This is a genomic window from Serratia sp. AKBS12, from assembly GCF_024793895.1.
GTDB lineage: Bacteria > Pseudomonadota > Gammaproteobacteria > Enterobacterales > Enterobacteriaceae > Serratia_F.
On record NZ_JANUSB010000015.1, the window covers coordinates 1,945,268 to 1,966,150 of the forward strand.

The 20,883-nt window shown below is 57.5% G+C and carries 16 protein-coding genes; 7 read left to right on the forward strand and 9 right to left on the reverse strand.

Going from position 1 to position 20,883, the window contains the following annotated elements; genetic code table 11:
* Positions 1 to 112: 112 nt before the first annotated feature.
* The 5 genes from serS to lrp all read right to left on the reverse strand — a co-directional run bounded on the left by serS (position 113) and on the right by lrp (position 7,911).
* Entirely contained in the window at positions 113 to 1,405 is a 1,293-nt protein-coding gene (serS, locus tag NYE85_RS18995) for a serine--tRNA ligase (protein ID WP_259006242.1), read from the reverse strand.
* Between the two features lie 109 nt (positions 1,406 to 1,514).
* Entirely contained in the window at positions 1,515 to 2,801 is a 1,287-nt protein-coding gene (locus NYE85_RS19000; RefSeq protein WP_259006378.1) for a replication-associated recombination protein A, read from the reverse strand.
* 67 nt (positions 2,802 to 2,868) lie between these two features.
* A complete protein-coding gene (gene lolA / locus NYE85_RS19005; protein WP_259006243.1) occupies positions 2,869 to 3,480 on the reverse strand; it encodes an outer membrane lipoprotein chaperone LolA in 612 nt (203 codons plus the stop codon).
* 192 nt (positions 3,481 to 3,672) lie between these two features.
* A complete protein-coding gene (locus NYE85_RS19010) occupies positions 3,673 to 7,296 on the reverse strand; it encodes a DNA translocase FtsK 4TM domain-containing protein (protein WP_259006244.1) in 3,624 nt (1,207 codons plus the stop codon).
* 120 nt (positions 7,297 to 7,416) lie between these two features.
* Entirely contained in the window at positions 7,417 to 7,911 is a 495-nt protein-coding gene (gene lrp, locus NYE85_RS19015) for a leucine-responsive transcriptional regulator Lrp (protein ID WP_004928318.1), read from the reverse strand.
* Positions 7,912 to 7,999: 88 nt separating this feature from the next.
* On the opposite strand from lrp, the gene NYE85_RS19020 reads away from it, so the two are divergent.
* The 6 genes from NYE85_RS19020 (at position 8,000) to infA (ending at position 14,214) form a co-directional block, all read left to right on the forward strand.
* The gene (locus tag NYE85_RS19020) at positions 8,000 to 8,260 is read left to right on the forward strand and encodes a hypothetical protein (RefSeq protein ID WP_259006245.1); all 261 of its coding nucleotides are present in this window, start codon (positions 8,000 to 8,002) and stop codon (positions 8,258 to 8,260) included.
* Between the two features lie 224 nt (positions 8,261 to 8,484).
* A complete protein-coding gene (trxB, locus tag NYE85_RS19025; protein WP_259006246.1) occupies positions 8,485 to 9,456 on the forward strand; it encodes a thioredoxin-disulfide reductase in 972 nt (323 codons plus the stop codon).
* Between the two features lie 186 nt (positions 9,457 to 9,642).
* Positions 9,643 to 11,409: a heme ABC transporter permease/ATP-binding protein CydD gene (locus NYE85_RS19030; protein WP_259006247.1), complete on the forward strand. Its 1,767-nt coding sequence runs from the start codon at positions 9,643 to 9,645 to the stop codon at positions 11,407 to 11,409.
* Between the two features lie 2 nt (positions 11,410 to 11,411).
* Entirely contained in the window at positions 11,412 to 13,133 is a 1,722-nt protein-coding gene (locus NYE85_RS19035) for a heme ABC transporter ATP-binding protein/permease CydC (protein WP_259006248.1), read from the forward strand.
* Between the two features lie 30 nt (positions 13,134 to 13,163).
* Complete coding sequence (gene aat, locus NYE85_RS19040; RefSeq protein ID WP_259006249.1) at positions 13,164 to 13,889, forward strand: leucyl/phenylalanyl-tRNA--protein transferase; 726 nt, start codon at positions 13,164 to 13,166, stop codon at positions 13,887 to 13,889.
* A 106-nt stretch (positions 13,890 to 13,995) separates the two neighbouring features.
* Entirely contained in the window at positions 13,996 to 14,214 is a 219-nt protein-coding gene (gene infA / locus NYE85_RS19045; RefSeq protein ID WP_002211347.1) for a translation initiation factor IF-1, read from the forward strand.
* 207 nt (positions 14,215 to 14,421) lie between these two features.
* Here the strand turns inward: infA and clpA are convergent, their stop codons facing one another.
* The gene (gene clpA, locus NYE85_RS19050) at positions 14,422 to 16,698 is read right to left on the reverse strand and encodes an ATP-dependent Clp protease ATP-binding subunit ClpA (protein WP_259006250.1); all 2,277 of its coding nucleotides are present in this window, start codon (positions 16,696 to 16,698) and stop codon (positions 14,422 to 14,424) included.
* Positions 16,699 to 16,724: 26 nt separating this feature from the next.
* Positions 16,725 to 17,045 (reverse strand): ATP-dependent Clp protease adapter ClpS, encoded by a 321-nt coding sequence (clpS, locus tag NYE85_RS19055; RefSeq protein WP_004928347.1) that lies wholly within the window; start codon positions 17,043 to 17,045, stop codon positions 16,725 to 16,727.
* 333 nt (positions 17,046 to 17,378) lie between these two features.
* On the opposite strand from clpS, the gene cspD reads away from it, so the two are divergent.
* Positions 17,379 to 17,600 carry a cold shock-like protein CspD gene (gene cspD / locus NYE85_RS19060; RefSeq protein WP_004965007.1) on the forward strand — a complete coding sequence of 74 codons (222 nt, stop codon included), beginning with the start codon at positions 17,379 to 17,381 and terminating at the stop codon, positions 17,598 to 17,600.
* An 82-nt stretch (positions 17,601 to 17,682) separates the two neighbouring features.
* On the opposite strand, the gene macB is transcribed toward cspD, so the two are convergent.
* A complete protein-coding gene (gene macB / locus NYE85_RS19065; RefSeq protein WP_259006251.1) occupies positions 17,683 to 19,629 on the reverse strand; it encodes a macrolide ABC transporter ATP-binding protein/permease MacB in 1,947 nt (648 codons plus the stop codon).
* Positions 19,629 to 20,741 carry a macrolide transporter subunit MacA gene (gene macA / locus NYE85_RS19070; protein ID WP_259006252.1) on the reverse strand — a complete coding sequence of 371 codons (1,113 nt, stop codon included), beginning with the start codon at positions 20,739 to 20,741 and terminating at the stop codon, positions 19,629 to 19,631. The genes macB and macA overlap by 1 nt, the downstream gene beginning before the upstream one ends.
* Positions 20,742 to 20,883: the final 142 nt, after the last annotated feature.

The following is a 20,883-nucleotide window of genomic DNA, read 5'->3' on the forward strand; positions in this document are numbered from 1 at the left end:
TGCTATCAATAAAGCGGGAAAGATTTGCCGGCAGCAGGACTTTCACCCGAACCGTCAGCGCCGAGTGAAAAAAAAAGCGCCCTAAGGCGCTTTTAGTGGGATCGATAGTTTATTAACCAATGTATTCCAGACCGCCCATGTACGGACGCAATACCTCAGGCACCTGGATACGACCATCGGCTTGCTGATAGTTTTCCAGCACTGCCACCAGGGTACGGCCAACCGCCAAACCGGAACCGTTCAGGGTATGCACCAGTCGCGGTTTTTTCTCGGTTTTATTACGGCAGCGCGCCTGCATGCGACGCGCCTGGAAATCCCACATGTTGGAACATGAGGAGATCTCACGGTAGGTGTTTTGCGCCGGCAGCCATACTTCCAAATCGTAGGTTTTGCTGGAACCAAAGCCCATATCGCCGGTGCACAGCAGCACCTTGCGGTATGGCAGGTTCAACAGCTGCAACACTTTCTCGGCATGACCGGTCAGTTCTTCCAGTGCATCCATCGAGTCTTCCGGACGCACAATCTGCACCATCTCGACTTTATCGAACTGGTGCATACGGATCAGCCCACGGGTATCACGCCCATAGGAGCCGGCTTCGGAACGGAAGCAAGGCGTATGCGCGGTCATTTTTAACGGCAGGGATTCTTCTTCCAGGATTTCGTCGCGTACCAGGTTGGTCAGCGGAACTTCTGCTGTCGGGATCAGCGCATAATTGCTGCTGTCGGATTCTTCTTCCAGCGGCTTGGTGTGGAACAGATCTTCACCAAACTTCGGCAATTGCCCAGTACCGTACAGCGTCGCGTGGTTGACCAGATACGGTACGTAGGTTTCCAGGTAACCGTGCTGTTCAGTGTGCAGATCCAGCATAAACTGCGCCAGCGCACGGTGCATGCGGGCTATCTGCCCTTTCATCACCACAAAGCGCGCGCCAGTCAGCTTGACCGCCGAGGCAAAGTCAAGACCGCCGGCCATTTCGCCCAGCTCTACGTGATCGCGCACGCTGAAATCATACTGCCGTGGTTCGCCCCAGCGGCTGACTTCCTGGTTTTCGCTCTCGTCTTTGCCGTTCGGCACAGAATCATCCGGCAGATTAGGCAATGCCAGCGCGTAGTCGCGGATTTCACTTTGCAGCTTGTCCAGCTCCGCCTTGGCGGCATCCAGCTTTTCACCCAGATCGTTAACTTCGCGACGCAGCGGCTCAATGTCTTCCCCGCGCGCTTTCGCCGCGCCGATGGATTTCGATCGGGAGTTACGTTCTGCTTGCAGCGTTTCGGTTGCTACCTGCAACACCTTGCGGCGTTCTTCTTGTGAACGCAGCAAATCCAGATCGAGTTTAAAGCCTCTGCGAGCCAGTTTTTCGGCGACTGCGTCTAGCTCGTTACGCAGCAGATTGGGATCGAGCATGCTAATCCTGTGCTTGTTGTTATTGAAAGAAAATTTGTCGTTCTATGCCGCTAATGAAAAGCCGCATAAAGGAAGAATGGTACCTGCTAACCTTACCGCAACGGCAACGCTAGCGGTAGCGTTTTGTCTGGCTATTTTGATCCTGCTCAGCGAGCCATGCCAACTTTTCGCCGATTTTACCTTCCAGACCGCGCGCGGTCGGTTGATAGTAGCGCGTATTGGCCATTTCAGGCGGGAAATAATTCTCGCCGGCAGCGTACGCATTGGGTTCATCGTGCGCGTAGCGGTATTCCGCACCCAGGCCCATTTCTTTCATCAACTTGGTCGGCGCGTTACGCAGGTGTTCCGGCACATCGTAGTCGGCCATCTCTTTGGCATCGCGCATGGCTGCCTTAAAGGCGGTATATACCGCGTTGCTTTTCGGTGCACAGGCCAGATAGACGATAGCCTGGGCGATCGCCCGCTCGCCTTCTGCCGGGCCGACGCGGGTGAAGCAATCCCAGGCGGCAATCGCCACCTGCATGCCGCGTGGATCGGCGTTGCCGACGTCTTCCGACGCAATCGCCAGCAGGCGGCGTGCCACATAGAGCGGATCGCCGCCGGCGGTAATGATGCGCGCATACCAGTACAGGGCCGCGTCCGGTGCCGAGCCGCGTACCGATTTATGCAGAGCAGAAATCAGATCGTAATAACGGTCGCCTTTATTATCAAAGCGCGCGCTGCGTTCACCGGAAACTTCTTTCAGCAGTTCCGCCGTCAGCACCCGCTGGCCCCGATCGTTGACCTCCGCCATGTCTGCCATCATTTCCAGGCTGTTTAGCGCACGGCGAGCGTCACCGCCGACCAGTTCCGACAACATGCGCCGGGTCTCTTCTGGCAAGACGATATTCTGGTCGCCAAAACCACGGCTGCTGTCGTTCATCGCCTGGTCCAGCACCTGGCTGATATCATCGGCGGTCAACGCTTTCAGCAAATAGACGCGCGCACGCGACAATAACGCCGAATTCAGTTCGAAGGACGGGTTTTCCGTGGTGGCACCGATAAAGGTGATGGTACCGTCTTCAATGTGCGGCAGAAAGGCATCCTGCTGACTCTTGTTGAAGCGGTGTACTTCGTCGACGAACAGAATAGTGCGGCGCCCCGCATCGCGGTTCTGCCGCGCGCGCTCGATTGCCTCGCGGATCTCCTTGATGCCAGAGGTCACGGCAGAGATGCGCTCTACATCGGCCTGGCCATAACGGCCAATCAGTTCTGCCAACGTCGTTTTCCCGGTACCGGGCGGCCCCCATAGAATCATCGAATGCAATTGCCCGGCCTCAATGGCCCGCGGCAACGGTTTGCCCGGCGCCAGCAGATGCTGTTGACCGATGTACTGCGCCAACGTTGTTGGCCGCATACGCGCAGCCAACGGTTGGAATTCATTATGGGAAAAGTCGAGCGACAGATTATTACTCACGCAAACCTCACTGGCGCTGGTCGTCCAGCGTCACCCCCTTCGGCGGGGTAAATTTGAATTTGCCGGCGTCAACTGCGGTATTCTGCTGGCTTTTCAACGCATAAGCGCTACGCTGGCCGTCTTGTTCTACCGCCGCAAAGCTCTTGATGGTCCCGCTATTGGTCACTGAAATCGCAAACTGCTTCAGGTTACCGCTGCTGGACTTCGGCGTCAGTTCAAAATCATCGCCTTTCTGTTTGATGTTGTACTGCTTCCAGTCACTTGGGCTGTTGCGGGTGATCAACATGAACGGCGTATTACCGGTGGCGCTTTTCAGCCATGTTGCCGTAACCTGCTCGACAAAGGGATTATAGAACCACAGCGTTTCACCGTCGGAAACCAGCACGCTTTCATCCGGCGAGGTCATGTGCCAGTTAAACAGATTTGGGCGCTTGACCCAGAGTTCGCCTTCACCCTGCTGCACCGCCGAACCATCGCCGCCGGTCACGGTCTGGGTAAAGCTGGCGTGGAAACTGTTCACTTTCGCCAGGCGGGTCTGCAGATCCTGTGCGGCATCGGCCAGCACAGAAGTAGAAGCGAACCCGGACAGCAGACAACAGGCAACTAACAGTTTTTTCATTATTCCAGATACCTTATTCAATGCGTTTACCGCAGGGTAAGCCCATGCGGATAAAATGACCCGTAACGCCTCCACTCTACCGAATGCCGGCAGGCGGCAAAACGGTCAATATTCCGAGAAGGCGCGGTTTTACGCTTCTTTGCACAAGGGCCGCAGAGCGGCCCTTTATGAGTTTCAACGATTAGTCAGCAATCATTCATGCCGTGGCGGTGCCAGCACCTCACGGTTGCCGTTGTGGCCCTGTTCACTGACGATGCCCTGCGCTTCCATCTGTTCGATGATACGCGCCGCGCGGTTATAACCAATACGGAACTGGCGTTGTACGCCGGAGATAGAGGCGCGACGTTTGTCGACCACAAACTCCACCGCCTGATCGAACAGCGGATCCAGCTCTTCATCACCATCGATACCGCCCCCGGCACCGCCTTCGCCATCGTCACCGGCGCTGAGGATACCTTCTTTATATTGGGGCCGCTCACGCGCTTTCCAATCCTTGACCACCGCATGCACTTCCTGATCGCGCACAAAGGCGCCGTGCACACGCACCGGAATGGAAGAGTTGGGCGCCAGGTACAGCATGTCACCCATCCCCAGCAAGGATTCGGCACCGCCCTGATCGAGAATGGTGCGCGAGTCAATCTTGCTCGACACGGTAAAGGCGATACGCGTCGGAATGTTGGCTTTGATCAACCCGGTAATAACGTCCACCGAAGGACGCTGGGTCGCCAGCACCAGATGAATACCGGCCGCACGCGCTTTCTGCGCCAGACGGGCAATCAGCTCTTCGACCTTCTTGCCGACCGTCATGATCAGATCGGCAAATTCGTCGACCATTACCACGATGTATGGTTCTTTCTCCAGTACCGGCGGCGTGATGTCCATGCTGTCGCTCGGCTTCCAGAATGGATCCGGGATTGGCCGCCCCATCGCTTCGGCCTGATCGACGCGCTCGTTGTAGCCGGCGATATTACGCACGCCCAGTGCGGACATCAGCTTGTAACGACGCTCCATTTCGGCGACGCACCAGCGCAAGGCATTGGCGGCGTCCTTCATGTCGGTAACCACATCGGTCAACAGATGCGGAATGCCTTCATAGACCGACAGCTCGAGCATTTTCGGGTCGATCATGATAAAGCGCACTTCCTTCGGCGTGGCTTTATACAGGATGCTGAGGATCATGGCGTTAACGCCCACCGACTTACCGGAGCCGGTAGTACCGGCCACCAGCAGGTGAGGCATTTTGCCCAGATCCGCCACCACCGGCTCGCCGGAAATATCCTTGCCCAGCACGATTGACAGCGGCGACGGATTATCACGGAACGCCGGACAATCGAGCACTTCACGCAGATATACCGTCTGGCGCTTGGCATTCGGCAGTTCCAGGCCAACATAAGGTTTGCCGGGTATGACTTCCACCACGCGGACTGCCGGCGTCGACAACGAACGTGCCAGGTCGCGTGACAGGTTGGAGATGCGTGCAGCCTTCACCCCTGGTGCCAAATCCAGTTCAAAGCGGGTAATTACCGGCCCAGGTAGAATATCGACCACGTCGGCCTTCACGCGGTAATCCGCCAGGCTGGCTTCAACCAGACGCGCCTTTTGCTCGAGTGCGAACGAGTCCACCGGCTCGACTTCTTTTGGCGCCTCGGTCAGCAGATCCAGCGTTGGCAACGGCGTGGTAGGTTTTTGCAACGGTTGATCGTTACGCATCAGGAACGGGTGGATCAGGCTATCCATGGCCGGCTGCTGCGGCGTGGCAGGTTGCGCCGGCGGCTGATAGGCCTGTTGCTGAGCCTGCGGTTGCTGCTGTTGATAGGCTTGCTGCGCAGGTTGCTGTGGCTGAGCCTGATAAGGTTGCGATTGCGGTTGTTGCTGCCCGTAATGTGGCGGTTGTTCCGCTGGTTGTACTGCGGCAGGCTGCACCGGCGGCTGATAGGACTGCTGTTGCGGCTGCTGATAAGGCTGCTGCGCAGATTGTTGCGGCTGAGCCTGATAGGCCTGCTGCTGCGGCTGAACCTGATGAGGCTGCTGCTCGGGCTGCCCCGCTTCCGCCTGCGGCGAAAGGGTAAACAGCGGCTCGCTCGGGCCATTATCAACCAGATCGTCAATCGGCGAGAAGCTGAACGCATTGCTGGTATCAACCGGACGTGATGCCGGCTCGGCTTGCGGCTGCGACGTTTCGGCGTAACGCGCCTGCTGCTGTTGCGCAAATGCCTGACGCAGCGCGGCCTCTTGCAACGCCTCTTCATCATCCTGCGGAAGTTGCTCGCCATAGCGCTGGCTTTGTTGCTCGGCGAATGCCTGACGCAGTGCGGCCTCTTGCAGCGCCTCATCGTCCTGCGGGTTCACGCTGGCAGCAGGTTGAGGCGCTTCGTCGCGGCTGCGCTGTTCCTGTTCGGCCATTCGCTGCGAAGGCAGCTTGATACCATAGGAAGCCAGTTCGCGGCGCGTCGGGATACGCACCGGGTTTGGCCGAGGCAGTTCAGGGCCTATACCCTGTTTTACCTGCGCGCCGGCGTCGCTGGTAGCGCTGAATGCCGGCATAAAGGTATTGGCGGCAACGCTGGCTGCGGCGGCAGTAGCAGCATTGGCGGCAGCGTCAACCTGCGGCTTGCCGTCAGCCGGCGAAGCAGCGACGCCGTTGCTCGCCTCAACCTCGGCGCTGTCGCGCTGCGCCGCAGAGAAATCAAACGGCGATGACTCACGCGGTGCGGCCGGTGCAGTTTGCCAGTCGCCCAGCCGCGGCTCATCGTCATCCTGATAGGGATCAACCTGGCGCGGCGTTTTCGGCGTTGGCGTTTCTTCTGGGATTTCAAAAGAATACAACGGTGGCAGCGCGTTGTCCGGCTGGACGCTCATTGGCTGCTGGCTGACCGATGCCGGCGCCTGTGGCGCAGCAGTCACCGCCGCAGCGGTCGGCACCGCCGGCGAGACCGTAGGCGCCGCTACCGTGGTGGCAACCTGAGGCGCAACCTCGGCAACGGCGGTTTGTTCATCGTCGGTGGCACGCAGAGTATCAAGCGGATCCGCCGCCTGCGGCGCGCTTTCGGTTACGGAAGGCGCAGAGAACAGCACGTCGTCGCTGTCGCTGGCGTTGGCGTTGGCGGCAGTCGCGGTAAGCGTTGGCGCAGCTTTGCTGCCTGCAGATTCCGGCTCATCGACATAGCGATCGTCATCGTCATGATAACCCTCGTCACGGCGCGAGCGGTTGGTCATAAAGGTAGCCACGCCCAGCACCGCACCGCCGATCTTCTCGGCTATCACCAGCCAGGACCAGCCGGTGAACAGCGTCAGGCCGGCCGCCCATATGCACAGCAAAGCCAAAGTAGCGCCAATGCCATTGAACCAGGGGAGCATGGCGTTGCTCAGCAGACTGCCGATCACGCCGCCCGAGGCGAAGTAATAGAGATCATCGACGTTGAGCGCCGCCAGTCCACACGAGGTGAGTACTAGCGCCAATGTGCCGATCAGGCGCAGTGAAAGCGCAAAATAGTCAATATAATCACCGCTGTCGCGCTGGCGATATGCTACCCAGCACAGGATGATCATGATCGGTGGTATCGCGTAGGCGAGCACCCCGAAGGTGAAGAACAGTGTATCGGCCAGCCAGGCCCCTACGCCACCGCCCAGATTATGAATCGGCTCATGCCATGCGGTCTGTGACCAGCTCGGATCAGATGGATTGAAACTGACCAGCGCAGCCATGAGGTAAACGGCAAAAATCGCTACCACAATCAACACAGCCTCCAGCAACCGGCGGCCACTGCTGAGTTTCTTTAGGGTAACTTCTTTATCTTCTGTGTATTCCTGGCTCAAGAAAGGCTCTCCAGGTTCCTGTTAGCGGATAACGTAACAGCGCCGAGAAGCTTCCCCGGCGCCGAAACTGTATGAATAAACAGGAGTGTAACGAATTTTATCAGGTTTTGCACCTGCACCTTACCGTGTTTTGATAACCAGACGGTTACTCTGTTTCACTTCTTCCATAACCACGTAGGTACGGGTGTCATTTACCCCCGGCAGACGCAGCAGCGTTTCGCCGAGCAGTTTACGGTAAGCCGACATATCTGGTACACGGGTTTTCAACAGGTAGTCGAAATCGCCAGACACCAGATGACACTCCTGAATCTCTTCAAGCTTCTGAACTGCCGAATTGAATTGCTCAAATACGTCTGGCGCGCCACGGTTCAAGGTGATTTCTACAAAAACCAGCAGCGATGCATCCAGATAATGTGGATTAAGCAATGCGGTATAACCATGAATGAAACCCTGACGCTCGAGGCGGCGCACACGTTCCAAACACGGCGTTGGGGATAACCCCACGCGCTTTGAAAGCTCAACGTTCGAAATGCGGCCATCCTTTTGCAGTTCATTCAGGATGTTGCGATCGATACGGTCAAGATCTTTACCCGGGCGTTTCTTATTGTCTGCCATTCTTATTGTCTCTCTTATTTTCTTCCCTGCACTTGCCACACCCTAGCCAACGTCAATGTGTTAAGGGCTCGTTCCAAGCGAAGACCCGATGCCTGTTGTTTGCCGCCGATTTCGACTGGAAACCGACTGCGTTAGTGCTTCTTCACTACCATCTTTTCCCGTTGTACAGCCTGTCTGTCAAACCCTGTGCGCGGGGATAATTTCTTCTTCCTATGATGTTTTCGCAAATGCGCAGCGGATTGTCAAAGTAAAAGAAGCAAAATCAGAAGAACGTACCGTTAAGAAAAGTCAGCGCCCCATTTTTGGTTATGAATCGCTGGTGGAAAAAGCATGGCAGATAGCGGCATAAACCCGGCAAAAATGTGAATTTTCATTCATTGCCGTTTATTCTTTCCGCAACCGCTCATATAAATTAAATTGCTGTGTTTTGCTCTGCCTTCGCCGACAACTTATTAATTAATAGGCAATAGCTATCAAACAAATCGTTAACAACATCCGCTGGTGCTTTTTTTACTGTCGCATTTTCCCTACAATCGGTTCCATTGTCCGCCATTGTGGGAAAAGAGGTCATTCATGGGCACGGCTAAACATAGCAAGTTATTGATTTTGGGCTCTGGCCCAGCGGGCTACACCGCGGCAGTGTATGCGGCGCGCGCAAACCTGAATCCGGTGTTGATTACCGGCATGGAACAGGGCGGTCAACTGACCACCACCACCGAAGTGGAGAACTGGCCGGGCGATGCGGAAGGCCTGACCGGCCCCGTGCTGATGGAGCGCATGCGCGAGCACGCAGAAAAATTCCAGACCGAAATCATTTTTGATCATATCAACAGCGTAGATTTGCAGAATCGTCCATTCCGCCTGGTTGGCGACAGCGGTGAATACACCTGCGATGCGCTGATCATCGCCACCGGCGCCTCCGCCCGCTACCTCGGCCTGCCAAGCGAAGAGGCATTCAAGGGCAAAGGGGTTTCCGCCTGCGCCACCTGTGACGGTTTCTTCTATCGCAACCAGAAGGTCGCCGTAGTCGGCGGCGGCAATACCGCCGTGGAAGAAGCGCTGTATTTGTCCAATATCGCCGCAGAAGTGCATCTGATTCACCGTCGCGACAGTTTCCGTTCCGAGAAGATCCTGATTGACCGGTTAATGGAAAAAGTGAACAACGGCAATATCGTGCTGCACACCGACCATACCCTGGACGAAGTGCTGGGCGATGAGATGGGCGTAACCGGTGTGCGCATTCGCAGCACCCAGCGCGAGGGGAGTACCAGCGATCTGGCGGTTGCCGGCGTGTTTATCGCCATCGGCCACAGCCCGAACACCGGTATCTTCGGCGGCCAGCTGGAATTGGAAAACGGCTACATCAAGGTACAGTCCGGCATCCACGGCAATGCCACCCAAACCAGCATTCCTGGTGTGTTTGCCGCTGGAGACGTGATGGATCATATCTATCGCCAGGCGATTACCTCTGCCGGTACCGGCTGCATGGCGGCACTGGATGCGGAACGCTATCTTGACGGCATCGCTCAGGCTGAAGTGCTGTAACCCTTCCAGTCCTTACCGATATTGACAAATAAGGCGGCCCTTGGGTCGCCTTATTGCTTTTCAGTCTGCGCAGTGACGAGGTAACATTGACCCTCACTTGTGCGCTTCCGGTTGAAGCAAACACTTTTTTTAACAGTATGTTAACCAAGCCTGTGATCACAGGCGTCGGCGACGCAGACACTCCTGATGAAAAAAACCAGACAGCACCAGCTCACCCAATGGCTTAAGACGCAGAGCGCTTTGGCAAAGCGTTGGTTACGCCTTTCCATGTTACTCGGATTGTTCAGTGGCATATTGATTGTCGCACAGGCCTGGCTACTGGCCGCCCTGCTCCATGCTCTGATCGTCGAACACACGCCGCGCGATCGGCTGACCCTGTGGTTTATCGGGCTGGCTGCCACCTTCGCACTGCGGGCACTGCTGAGCTGGCTGCGCGAACGCGTGGGCTTCCTTTGCGGCCAGGCGATCCGCCAACGGCTACGCCAGCAGGTACTGGACAAACTCCAACGGCTGGGGCCTGCATGGGTTCAGGGCAAACCGGCCGGCAGCTGGGCGTCGATCATCATCGAGCAAATCGAGGATATGCAGGATTATTATTCGCGTTATCTGCCGCAAATGTACCTGGCGGTATTCATCCCGTTACTGATTTTAATCACCGTACTGCCAATCAACTGGGCCGCCGGGCTGATTCTGCTGGTCACCGCACCGTTGATTCCGCTGTTTATGGCGTTGGTCGGTATGGGCGCCGCCGATGCCAATCGCCGCAATTTCGTGGCGTTAGCACGCCTGAGCGGCAATTTCCTCGATCGTCTGCGCGGTCTGGACACCTTACGCCTGTTCCACCGCGGACAGGCAGAAACCGACCATATCGCCAACGCCTCCGAGGACTTCCGTCGTCGCACCATGGAAGTACTGCGCATGGCCTTTCTTTCTTCGGCAGTGCTGGAATTTTTCGCTTCCCTGTCGATCGCCGTGGTCGCGGTCTATTTTGGTTTCTCGTATCTGGGCGAGTTGAATTTTGGCAGTTACGGCACCGGCGTCACGCTGTTTGCCGGCTTTCTGGTGCTGATTCTGGCGCCGGAATTCTTCCAGCCGCTGCGCGATTTGGGCACGTTCTATCACGCCAAGGCTCAGGCGGTGGGGGCAGCAGAAACGCTGGAAACCTTCCTCAGCGCCGAAGGTGACGAGATCGGTAACGGCACGCTGACGTTGAATGAGCAAGATGCGCTCACGCTGACCGCCGAGCAGTTGGAAATCCTGTCGCCGCAAGGCGCGCTACTGGCCGGGCCTTTGAACTTCACCCTGCCGGCCAACCAGCGTATTGCCCTGGTGGGGTTGAGCGGTGCGGGTAAAAGTTCACTGCTGAATCTGCTGCTCGGCTTCCTGCCCTATCGCGGCTCGCTGCGCATCAATGGCATCGAATTGCGCGATCTGGACGCGGAAGGCTGGCGACAACGGCTCGGCTGGGTCGGGCAAAATCCCCATCTGCCGGCACAGACGCTGCGTGACAACATTTTGCTGGGCAATACGCAGGCCGATGAACAACAACTGCAACAGGCGGTAGAACAGGCTTATGTCAATGAGTTCCTGCCACAGTTGCCTGATGGCCTGGCGACGGTTCTGGGCGATGGTGCGGCGCGGCTGTCGGTCGGCCAGGCGCAGCGCGTTGCGGTGGCTCGGGCGCTGCTCAGTCCGCGTCAACTATTGTTGCTCGACGAGCCTGCCGCCAGCCTGGATGCCCACAGCGAACGGCTGGTGATGCAGGCACTCAATGCCGCTTCCCGTCGACAAACCACTTTGCTGGTCACCCACCAGTTGGAAGATACCGAAGACTTCGACCAAATTTGGGTAATGGATAACGGGCAGATCGTCCAGCAAGGCGATTACGCCACGCTGAGCGCCCAACCCGGGCTGTTCGCCACCTTGATCGCACACCGCAGCGGGGAGCTATAATCATGCGCATTTTGCTGCCGTTTCTGGCGTTGTATCGCCGCCATGCCTTGCTGATGACGCTGGGTGTTGTGCTGGCCATCGTCACTCTGCTGGCCAGCATTAGCCTGCTGGCGCTGTCCGGCTGGTTCCTTGCCGCCTCGGCGTTGGCCGGGCTGGCCGGATTGTATACTTTCAACTACATGCTGCCGGCCGCCGGCGTGCGCGGCGCGGCGATTTTCCGCACCGCCGGGCGCTATGCCGAACGGCTGGTCAGCCATGACGCCACCTTCCGCGTGCTGTCGCATCTGCGGGTATTCACCTTTAAAAAGATTCTGCCGCTGTCACCGGGCGGCATGGCCCGTTTTCGCCAGGCGGAGCTGCTGAACCGACTGGTAGCGGACGTTGATACGCTCGATCATCTGTATCTGCGGGTGATTTCGCCGTTGGTGAGCGCCGCGGTGGTGATCGCCGTAGTGACCTTCGGCCTGAGTTTTATCGACCCTGCGCTGGCATTGATGCTAGGCGGCATTCTGCTGTTGCTGCTGTTACTGGTACCGCCGCTGTTTTATCGCCTCGGCAAACCTATTGGCGGCGAACTGACCGCCTTGCGCAGCCAGTATCGCACCGATCTCACCGCCTGGCTGCAAGGCCAGGCTGAACTGGTGGTATTCGGCGCGGTGCAGCGTTTCCGCACGGCGTTGTCGGCAACCGAACGCCATTGGCAACGTCGTCAATGGCAACAGGCCTCGCTGGGCGGCAAGGCGCAGGCATTGATGATCCTGGCCAGCGGCGTGACCGTGCCCCTGCTGCTGTGGCTGGCCGCCAGCGGCGTGGGCGGCAACAGCCAACCCGGCGCGCTGATTGCCTTGTTCGTCTTCACTGCGCTGGCCTCTTTTGAAGCATTGATGCCGGTGGCCGCCGCCTTTCAGCACCTGGGCCAGGTCATCGCTTCCGCTACCCGCGTCAAGCAGTTGATCGATCGGCAGCCAGAGGTGATCTTCCCGGGCCACGGGCCGCAGGTAACCGACAGTGCCGCACTAAGCCTGCAACAGCTCTGCTTCAGCTACCCGGAGCAGCCGCAGCCGGTGCTGCACAACGTGGCGCTGCAGGTGGCAGCCGGCGAGCACATCGCCCTGCTGGGACGAACAGGCTGTGGCAAATCAACGCTGCTGCAACTGCTGACCCGCGCCTGGAACGCCGACAGCGGAGAAATATTGCTGAACGGCCTGCCGTTGGCCAGTTACGCTGAGGACACGCTGCGCGCCATGACCAGCGTCGTCAGCCAGCGTGTGCACGTGTTCAGCAGCACCCTGCGTGAAAACCTGCTGCTGGCGGCACCAAACGCAGACGATGCCACGCTGAAAACGCTGCTGGAACAGGTAGGTCTCGGGAAACTGCTGGAGAACGACGGCTTGAACGCCTGGCTGGGCGAAGGCGGTCGTCAGCTTTCCGGTGGCGAGCAACGCCGCCTGGGGGTCGCCCGTGCGCTGCTGCACCCGGCACCGTTACTGTTGCTTGATGAGCCGACCGAAGGTCTGGATGCAGAAACCGAGCAGCAGATCCTGGCATTGCTGCGCCAGCATTGCCAGGGCAGGACGCTGATTCTGGTCACCCATCGCCTATACGGACTGGAGCATATGGACCGCATCTGCGTGATGGACGGTGGGCAGATTGTTGAACAGGGCGATCATGACACCCTGCTGCGGCTGCAAGGGCGCTATGCCCAATTCCGTCAACGTATCTGATTCGCGCTGTACAGGCCGTTAAGGAGATTTATGCGTATCGTCAAGCTCTCGTCGCATTCACTGGCGTTCCCTTCGCCAGAGGCCGCGCTGCGCGATCCCAATGGACTGTTGGCCATCGGTGGCGATTTGAGCGCACCGCGCCTGTTGGCGGCCTATCAGCGCGGTATCTTCCCCTGGTATTCGCCGGGGGAGGCAATTCTGTGGTGGTCGCCGGACCCGCGTGCGGTGCTGTTTCCTGCCGAACGCCACCTCAGCCGCAGTTTCAAGCGTTTCCTGCGCGGCAATCCTTTTCGCATTACTCTGAACCATAACTTTTCCGCCGTGATCGCCGCCTGCGCCGAACGGCCGCTCGAAGGTACCTGGATAGGCCCGGAAGTTCAGCATGCCTATATCCAGTTGCACCAGCTCGGCCATGCGCATTCGGTTGAAGTATGGCAAGGCGAGCAACTGGTCGGTGGCATGTACGGCGTGGCGCAGGGGGCGTTGTTTTGCGGTGAATCGATGTTCAGCCGCACAGACAACGCCTCGAAATGCGCATTGATGGCCTTTTGCCAGCATTTTTCAGCTTTCGGCGGTGAATTGATTGACTGTCAGGTGCTTAACGCGCACACTTCCCGGCTTGGCGCACGCGAAATCCCTCGCCGCCAATTTTTGCAGCAGCTCAGTTACCTTCAGCGCCGGACCTTAGCCTCGGAGTGCTGGGTGCCGCAAGCGTTACCCCCACAGCAGGTTGAACCACCCTCCCCAACAAACTAATTTTGCGGAAACGGTGCAATGTTCACCGACACTTCTTTACATAATGTGGGTTTTTCGGCATTATCTTGCCGGTTAAAAACTAAGGTAGTTACACCTAGAGGATTCGATGGCCAAAGAAGACAATATTGAAATGCAGGGCACCGTTCTTGATACGCTGCCGAACACCATGTTCCGCGTTGAATTGGAAAACGGGCACGTGGTAACCGCTCATATCTCCGGTAAAATGCGTAAAAACTATATCCGCATCCTGACGGGCGACAAAGTCACTGTAGAGCTGACCCCGTACGACCTGAGCAAAGGCCGCATTGTCTTCCGTAGCCGTTAATCGGCTAACCGGTCGCCAGTTGCTGGCGACACCGAGGATGTAAATCCCTCCGGAGCCCTTTCCGTTTATCCCCGCCGCAACGTTCAAAACCCCGTTGTCCGTGCGTAGGTAAACTGAGAGGGCTCGCCTATTTGTGCCATACGCGAATTTCACGCGTAAAAAAAGCGATGCCAAAGCATCGCTTTTTGTTATTTAAACCGGCAGCAATCAATGCACGCCTTCGTCCGCCTTGCGTTTTTGCGCACTGAGGAAATGGTAGGTCAGCTTTTGGGTTTCTTTGTCCAGCTCGACCTTCACCGATCCCCCATCCACCAGCGAACCGAACAGCAATTCGTTGGCCAGCGGTTTCTTCAGGTTTTCCTGCATCACACGCGCCATCGGACGAGCGCCCATCGCACGATCGTAGCCCTTCACCGACAGCCAGTCGCGCGCGTCGTCGCTGACTTCCAGCGATACGCCCTTCGCATCCAGCTGCGCCTGCAGTTCGACGATAAACTTGTCGACAACCTGCTGGATAACCGCTGTGGACAGATGGTTGAACCAGATAATGTTGTCCAGACGGTTACGGAATTCCGGCGTGAACACTTTCTTGATTTCCTCCATCGCATCGGTGCTGTTGTCCTGCTCGATCAGGCCAATCGACTTGCGTTCGGTCTCACGCACGCCGGCGTTGGTCGTCATCACCAGGATCACGTTGCGGAAATCCGCCTTGCGGCCGTTGTTATCGGTCAGCGTCCCGTTGTCCATCACCTGCAGCAGCAGGTTGAACACGTCCGGATGCGCCTTTTCGATTTCATCCAGCAGCACCACCGAATGTGGATGCTTGATGACTGCATCGGTCAGCAAACCGCCCTGATCGTAACCGACGTAGCCCGGAGGCGCACCAATCAAGCGGCTGACGGTATGCCGTTCCATATATTCGGACATGTCAAAGCGCAGCAGCTCAATGTCCAGCGCCTTCGCCAATTGCACCGTGACTTCGGTTTTGCCGACGCCGGTCGGTCCGGCAAACAGGAACGAACCGACCGGTTTGCGTTCGTGGCCCAGGCCTGCGCGGCTCATCTTGATCGCTTCGGTTAACGCCTCTATCGCCGGATCCTGGCCAAACACCAGCATTTTCAGACGATCGCCCAGGTTTTTCAGCACGTCGCGATCGCTTGCCGAAACGGTTTTCTCCGGGATACGCGCGATACGCGCCACCACAGATTCAATGTCCGCCACGTTAACGGTTTTCTTGCGCTTGCTGACCGGCATCAGACGGCTACGCGCGCCGGCTTCGTCGATCACGTCAATCGCCTTGTCCGGCAAATGACGATCGTTGATGTACTTCACCGACAGCTCAACCGCCGCCCTCACCGCTTTGGCGGTGTAACGCACATCGTGGTGTGCTTCGTATTTGGTCTTCAGACCATTGATGATCTGGACGGTTTCTTCCGCCGTCGGCTCGGTAATGTCGATTTTCTGGAAACGACGAGCCAGGGCCCGGTCCTTTTCGAAAATATTGCTGAATTCCTGATAGGTGGTCGAACCGATCACCCGAATCTTGCCGCTCGACAACAGCGGTTTGATCAGGTTGGCGGCGTCGACCTGCCCACCGGAGGCGGCACCGGCGCCGATGATGGTATGGATTTCGTCAATAAACAGAATACTGTTCTGATCCTGTTCCAACTGCTTGAGCAGCGCCTTGAAACGTTTTTCGAAGTCGCCGCGGTATTTGGTACCGGCCAACAGCGAACCGATATCCAGTGAATACAGCGTACAATCGGCCATTACTTCCGGCACGTCGCCCTGCACGATACGCCACGCCAGGCCCTCGGCGATGGCGGTTTTACCGACGCCTGATTCCCCTACCAGCAGCGGGTTGTTCTTACGGCGGCGGCACAGTACCTGAATCGCGCGTTCCAGCTCGCGGTCGCGGCCAATCAGCGGATCGATCCCGCCCACGCGGGCCAGCTGATTGAGGTTGGTGGTGAAGTTCTCCATACGGTCTTCCCCTCCGGACTGCTCTTCGTTTACCGGGTTCTCCGCGTTCGGTGCCTGGCCCGGCTCGTCTTTACGTGTGCCATGAGAAATGAAGTTCACCACGTCAAGACGGCTGACGTCGTGTTTGCGCAGCAGGTAAGCTGCCTGTGATTCCTGCTCGCTGAAAATTGCCACCAGCACGTTAGCGCCGGAAACTTCACTGCGGCCGGAAGATTGCACATGGAAGACCGCACGCTGGAGTACGCGCTGGAAGCTGAGCGTCGGCTGTGTGTCGCGCTCTTCTTCGCTGGCGGGCAGCGTTGGCGTGGTCTGTTCGATAAAGGCTTCCAGTTCCTGACGCAATGCCGCCAGATCCACCGTACATGCCTCGAGCGCTTCACGCGCGGCAGGGTTGCTGAGTAACGCCAGCAACAGGTGCTCCACGGTCATAAACTCGTGTCTGTGCTCACGCGCCCTGGCGAAAGCCATGTTGAGACTGAGTTCCAGTTCTTGATTGAGCATAAGCACCTCCCCAATAAATCGCCTGTTCAGGCTTTTTCCAGCGTACAAAGCAACGGATGCTCGTTCTCCCTTGCGTACCGGTTCACATGGACGACTTTGGTCTCCGCCACCTCGGCGGTGAATACTCCGCAAATCGCCTTGCCTTGATAGTGGACCGTGAGCATCAGTTGCGTTGCGCGTTCAATATCATAAGAAAAGAACTTTTGCAGAACGTCAATCACAAATTCCATCGGTGTGTAATCGTCGTTGTTAAGTATAACTTTATACATTGACGGCGGTTTTACCGCATCGATTTGTTTTTCTTCGGCCAAGTGTTCAAAATTTAGCCAGTCGTTGTTATTGCCCATTGCTGCTCGTCTTCTCTTGTGTACCCTCAGATATGGGGTCGCGTTCGGGTTATTCAAACGGGGATTGATACTATTTTATCATCTTCGATCGCATTGTGCCGCTGCGAGGCCGTCGCTGAAATCACTGATATTTTGTTACCAAAGCATGTCAATAGCGTTACCTGCTTCAAACTTTGATGAACTGCTGCCGCTCGACAAAAGCCGATCGCTTGACGTGATGATCATTTGCTCTAGAGTGTAAATTCGTGAGCTGTTGGTCTTTTAACCACTGCGCGCTCACCAGAAATCAGTTATTCATCTCACTTAAAATAGCGTTGCGAGGGATGTAGAAGCATGGAGACGGGTACTGTTAAATGGTTCAACAACGCCAAGGGGTTCGGTTTTATCTGTCCTGAAGGCGGCGGCGAAGATATTTTCGCACATTATTCGACAATCAAGATGGATGGCTACAGAACGTTGAAAGCGGGCCAACAAGTCAGGTTTGACGTACACCAAGGCCCCAAAGGAAACCATGCGAGTCTTATTGTGCCCCTGGAAAGTGAGGCGCTGGCCTGAACGTTTCCCGCAGAAGCAGTCGTTGTGCAATGCCATGTTAAAAATGCCAGCCGCCGTATGACTGGCATTTTTATTTACTCTATTACTCGCGCGCCAATGCGTCAATCGGGTTCAGACGCGCAGCGTTACGCGCCGGCAGATAGCCAAACACCACGCCAATGCCGGTCGAACAGACAAACGCGCTCACCAGCGCCGCCGGCGGGAAGCTTATCTGCCAGCCAGGCAGCACCAATTGCACCAGCAGCCCGATGGCTAACGACAGCATGATCCCCAGCGCCCCGCCCACCAGACACACCAATACCGCTTCGATCAGGAACTGTTGCAACACGTCGCCGGAACGGGCGCCAACCGCCATGCGGATACCGATTTCACGCGTGCGCTCAGTGACCGATACCAGCATGATATTCATCACTCCAATACCGCCTACCACCAGCGAGATCACCGCCACCAGCGTCAGGAACAGTTGCAGCGTGCGAGTGGTCTTCTCTGCGGTTTGCACCAGGCTGTCCATGTTGTAGGTGAAGAAGTCTTTTTTACCGTGCCGCAGCGTCAGCAGACGCGTCAACTGCTGCTCGGCTTCCTGGCTGTTGTAGCCCTCGCGTATGCGCACGGTGATCGAATCAAAATAGGCGTTGCCCATCAGGCGGTTGGCCATGGTGCTGTACGGTATCCAGATGCTGAGCGTTTTGCTACTGCCAAACATCGACTGTTTTTGCTGCGCCACGCCCACCACCGTCGCCGGCATATTACCAATCAGAATGACTTCGCCGATGACATTACGGCTATGCGGGAACAGCCTACGCCGGGTATTGTCGTCGATCACGGCGATCTGCGCCTGCGATTGCAGCTGCAGCGCGTCAATCCCCGTCCCCTGGCTGAAACCCATGCCGTAAACGCGGAAATATTGTTCGCTGACGCCGTTGACGTTGGCCGCCACGTCAACGTTGCCAAAGCGCAGCCGCATGCTGCTGCCGATGGATGGCGACAGCGCACTGACGTACGGCTGTTCGCGTAGCGCATCGAGATCGTCATACTTCAGCGATTGGCGGTAGGTGGGATCGTCATCGCCGAAATCCTTGCCGGGATAGATATCAACGGTGTTGGTGCCGATGGATTTGATATCCGCCAGCACCATTTGTTTGGCTGCGTCGCCAATCACCAGGATCGACACCACCGACGCGATGCCGATGATGATACCGAGCATGGTCAGCGCGGTACGCATCTTGTTGGCCGCCATCGCGCGCCAGGCCATCACCAGCGCCTCGCGAAACCGCCCGCCAATCTGCTGCCAGGAAGGTGCCGGCGTGGCGAGCTCCAGCGCTTTGGCCTGCGGCCGTTCTGCCGACACCGGCCGGGAGTCGGCAATGATTTCGCCATCGCGGATTTCGATGATCCGTTCCGCCTGCTGCGCCACCGCCGGATCATGGGTCACGATGATCACCGTATGTCCCTGCTCGCGCAGCTGCTTGAGGATTGCCATCACCTCTTCGCCGGAGTGACTATCGAGCGCGCCGGTCGGCTCATCCGCCAGTATCACCTGCCCGCCGTTCATCAAGGCACGGGCGATACTGACACGCTGTTGCTGACCGCCGGAAAGCTGGCTTGGCCGATAGTCGACGCGCTCCGCCAGCCCCAGCCGCCGCAACAGCGCCTCCGCCCGCTCGCGGCGCGCCGCCTTGCCCAGTCCGGCATACACCGCCGGCACCTCGACATTGTGCGAGGCGCTGAGGTGCGGCAGCAAATGATAACGCTGGAAGATAAAACCGAAGTGCTCGCGCCGCAACGCCGCCAGCGCATCGCCGTCAAGAGTAGCGACATCCTGCCCGGCTACCCGATAGGTACCGGCGCTCGGCTGGTCCAGACAACCAAGAATATTCATCAGGGTGGACTTACCGGAGCCGGAAGCGCCCATAATCGCCACCATTTCACCGGCGTCGATGCTCAGCGACACATCCTTCAGCACGTCCACCGTCTGCTCGCCGGATTGATAGCTGCGTCGAATGCCGTGAAGTTCCAACAAGCTGGCCATCAGTTGGCCTCCGCGCCGCCGCGGCTGACGATCACCTCATCCCCCACGCCCAATCCCTTCAGGATCTGCACATCGACGTTGTTGCGCATACCGATGGTTACTTCACGCTTTTCTTCTTTGCCCTGTCGCAGCAGCGCGACGGAATAGCGGTTATCGGCGATCTGTTCGCCCAGTGCCGCCAGCGGAATTACCGTGGCCTGGCTGACGCCGCCAAGCTGGATATGTACCTGTGCAGTCATCTGCAGGCGCAACAGCCCCTGCGGGTTCGGCACTTCAAATCGCGCATAGTAGAAGATGGCGTTGTTGACCTTCTCCGGCGTGGGTTGAATATCCTTTAGCACGCCGTCAAAGCGTTTGCTCGGATCGCCAAGCACGGTAAACCAGGCTTTCTGCCCTGGCCGCAGATGGATGACGTCCGCCTCTGATACCTGCGCCTTCACCAGCATGGTACTGAGGTCTGCCAGCGTCAGAATGTTCGGCGCCTGCTGCGCCGCAATCACCGTCTGGCCCTGCAGCGTGGTGATTTGCACCACGTCGCCATCCATCGGCGCCTCAATACGGGTATACGCCAGGTTGATTTTCGCGGTATCCAGACTGGCCTGATTCTTGGCGATCTGCGCCCGGGTGGTTTCTACCTGCGCCTTTTTTACCGCCAGTTCGGTGGCGTATTTGTCCAGATCCTGACGTGATACCGCCTGAAGCCGGGCCAATTCGCGGTTACGCTGCAAGGTCACCGCCGCCAGTTGCTGTTCGGCCTGCGCCTGATTCAGTTGCGCGTGCAGTTCACGCAGCGTTGCTTCGCTTTCACGAATGCTGTTTTGCGCCTGTTGCGGATCGATGATCCCCAGCAGCTGTCCTTTCTTCACCTTGTCGCCGATTTCAACGGTCAGGCTTTCCAGCTGACCACTGACCTGTGCGCCAACGTCGACCTTGCGCACCGCATCCAGTTGCCCTGTCGCCAGAACATTCTGTTGCAGGTCACGCTTGGCAACCTTGACCGTTTTGAAATTCACCGCCGCCGGATGGCTGACTCGCCAATAAAACAGCGCCGCCACGATTGCCAGTAAGGCAACGACCAGCACCCAGCGTCGTTTACGTCCTTTAAACCACATCGATATATATTCCTGTCTATGACCAGTTGGCGCTACCCACGCTGGCAGCGGGGGCTAAATTACCATGACCACAGCCTAATAACTAAACCTAAGCTCAACGTTACGCACGACCGTCCTCCTTCAGCCCCCGGTATTGAACTCT

Coding starts and splice junctions, on each gene's coding strand:
- serS (WP_259006242.1), bottom strand. CDS start 1,405: ATGCTCGATCCCAATCTGCTGCGTAACGAGCTAGACGCAGTCGCCGAA.
- clpA (WP_259006250.1), bottom strand. CDS start 16,698: ATGCTCAATCAAGAACTGGAACTCAGTCTCAACATGGCTTTCGCCAGG.
- NYE85_RS19020 (WP_259006245.1), top strand. CDS start 8,000: ATGCCTGTTGTTTGCCGCCGATTTCGACTGGAAACCGACTGCGTTAGT.
- macB (WP_259006251.1), bottom strand. CDS start 19,629: ATGGCCAGCTTGTTGGAACTTCACGGCATTCGACGCAGCTATCAATCC.
- cspD (WP_004965007.1), top strand. CDS start 17,379: ATGGAGACGGGTACTGTTAAATGGTTCAACAACGCCAAGGGGTTCGGT.
- NYE85_RS19000 (WP_259006378.1), bottom strand. CDS start 2,801: ATGCGGCCAACAACGTTGGCGCAGTACATCGGTCAACAGCATCTGCTG.
- lolA (WP_259006243.1), bottom strand. CDS start 3,480: ATGAAAAAACTGTTAGTTGCCTGTTGTCTGCTGTCCGGGTTCGCTTCT.
- NYE85_RS19030 (WP_259006247.1), top strand. CDS start 9,643: ATGAAAAAAACCAGACAGCACCAGCTCACCCAATGGCTTAAGACGCAG.
- trxB (WP_259006246.1), top strand. CDS start 8,485: ATGGGCACGGCTAAACATAGCAAGTTATTGATTTTGGGCTCTGGCCCA.
- lrp (WP_004928318.1), bottom strand. CDS start 7,911: ATGGCAGACAATAAGAAACGCCCGGGTAAAGATCTTGACCGTATCGAT.
- macA (WP_259006252.1), bottom strand. CDS start 20,741: ATGTGGTTTAAAGGACGTAAACGACGCTGGGTGCTGGTCGTTGCCTTA.
- infA (WP_002211347.1), top strand. CDS start 13,996: ATGGCCAAAGAAGACAATATTGAAATGCAGGGCACCGTTCTTGATACG.
- NYE85_RS19035 (WP_259006248.1), top strand. CDS start 11,412: ATGCGCATTTTGCTGCCGTTTCTGGCGTTGTATCGCCGCCATGCCTTG.
- clpS (WP_004928347.1), bottom strand. CDS start 17,045: ATGGGCAATAACAACGACTGGCTAAATTTTGAACACTTGGCCGAAGAA.
- aat (WP_259006249.1), top strand. CDS start 13,164: ATGCGTATCGTCAAGCTCTCGTCGCATTCACTGGCGTTCCCTTCGCCA.